The organism is Vibrio sp. OPT46 (genome assembly GCF_015163535.1).
GTDB classification, from domain to species: Bacteria; Pseudomonadota; Gammaproteobacteria; order Enterobacterales; family Vibrionaceae; genus Vibrio; species Vibrio alginolyticus.
Genome location: NZ_JADDYG010000054.1, coordinates 16339 through 18155, shown reverse-complemented (window position 1 = coordinate 18155; position 1817 = coordinate 16339). Strand labels below are relative to the sequence as shown.

General features: G+C 39.0%; 1 protein-coding gene. It reads left to right on the top strand.

Annotated features, from left to right (window positions below; all coding sequences use genetic code 11):
* The first annotated feature begins 236 nt into the window (after positions 1-236).
* Positions 237-575 (top strand): YggL family protein, encoded by a 339-nt coding sequence (locus tag IQR33_RS02660; RefSeq protein ID WP_054701928.1) that lies wholly within the window; start codon positions 237-239, stop codon positions 573-575.
* The last annotated feature ends 1242 nt before the right edge of the window (positions 576-1817 follow it).

The window sequence follows — 1817 nt, the reverse complement described above, 5'->3', positions numbered from 1 at the left end:
ATAAATAAGTGATTAGTTGAACGGCAAGAAGTTTGGATAAGAAAAATGACAAAAGTGCTTAAAACATATGAAACTTGTGTTTCAACAATACTGCAAACCAACCAACACAGCTAACGAAGCAATTAAATTCTGGTCACATAATCACCAACTGTATCGCTTCATTCTGATTTTACTTGGGCTAAAGTATGATAGAAGGTATAAGGTGTACGAAATCAAATCATCTACGAGAGATAATCATGAAATTAGACAAGATCGATAACAAGAGCCGTCGTATCCGTAAAAAGCTGTTCTTAGGTGAGTTCGCAATCCTAGGTTTCGAGATCAGCTGTGAAACAGACATTAACGACTTCGACCGTTACGATGCATTCGTTGATGACTTTATCGACTACATTGACGAGCTTGGTCTTTGCTTCGGTGGCGGTGGTCTAGAACTGTTTGAAGGCTTCCTATGTTCTACTAACCGTTACGGCAGTGCGACTGAAGAACAGAAAGCGCAAGTTATCAAATGGTTAGAAGCACGCCCAGAAGTGAAAAGCGCGCAAGCGGGCGAACTAGTTGACGCCAACTACCTGTAACTAAAGGGCAACCTGTAATACGCAGAGCTCAATAAATGGTAGAGAAAGCTGGTCTTAAGACTGGCTTTTTTATTTTTGGAAGAATGCGATATTAAAAATAGGGTGCTTGGGAAGTTGCGCGGAGTGATTTTGGCGTTTTTGAGCTGGCAATCAACGGGAAACTGCGTTCCACAGCCAGCTCGTGCCTTTAGGTATAATTAACTATGATTTTTTAGCTGGGGCGTCTTTCGTGTCTTTCCAGTATTGAATACGCACACGATGTAGCTGAGCTCTTCTAGTCTTTTTCATAGTAAAGTCCCTCATCTTATATAAGTAACGCTCCTCATGGAGCTTATTGTCTAAGGTCGTATCCCCTTCAATCTATAAGGGAATCAATCATTTAACCGTGACCAATTTCACAACATAATGATAATTACCGATTTCTTGCAGCCTGTTTTTACTGGCAAACGGCATATTATCTATCTGACACAGTTAACTTACTCACCAGATATGACAGAAAAATGGCAATCAAGTTCCCTACTTATACTGTCATTGAATCTTAATAAGGATTAACAAGGTGGGCATTTCAGATTTACCATACTGTTTATAAAAACCGCAAGAATTTTTATTTCTTTTCAAACAAATCTCTACTCAAGATCAATTCACTTTCATCTTTATCGTCTCCCTTTTAACGCATTGTGATCCAGTTCAATCCACAGAACTCGGAACAAAAAGCGCACATTAATACATTCACCACCAAACTTGTGCGAGATCTCTTACAAGAGTTGTGAGCAAATAGATTAATCACCTCTAAGAGCAATGCCAGAAAAAACATTAAATATATGATTTAAAAGTAATATTTAAATTCACTTAAAATAATCAGTAAAAATAATTTAGAAAAGTTAATTGAGTCAAATCAGCAAAACATCAATACTCAATTTGTCGACAGGATGTTGGCGGGAACAGGAAAAAAGCCTAAAGGATTGGGTATCTTCAGGATGAAGATTTGATAACTTAGGATGAGTTGTCAGCAAGGATGTAGTTAAGCTCTAGGATAGAGTTCGCCCGTCAGGATGATAGGCAAGAATGGACACCGCTAGGAAGGCGATGAACAAGGAACTCGGTTAAAGGACTTAGCCACAATCAAGGATAGATGCAGGGAGCACCTATTAGTAGCTGGATTGCTGCGAAAAAGAATAAGCCCCGTCTGGGAAACCAGGCGGGGTTTTATTTTGTCTGTAATGTATTGATAACGATTCATCT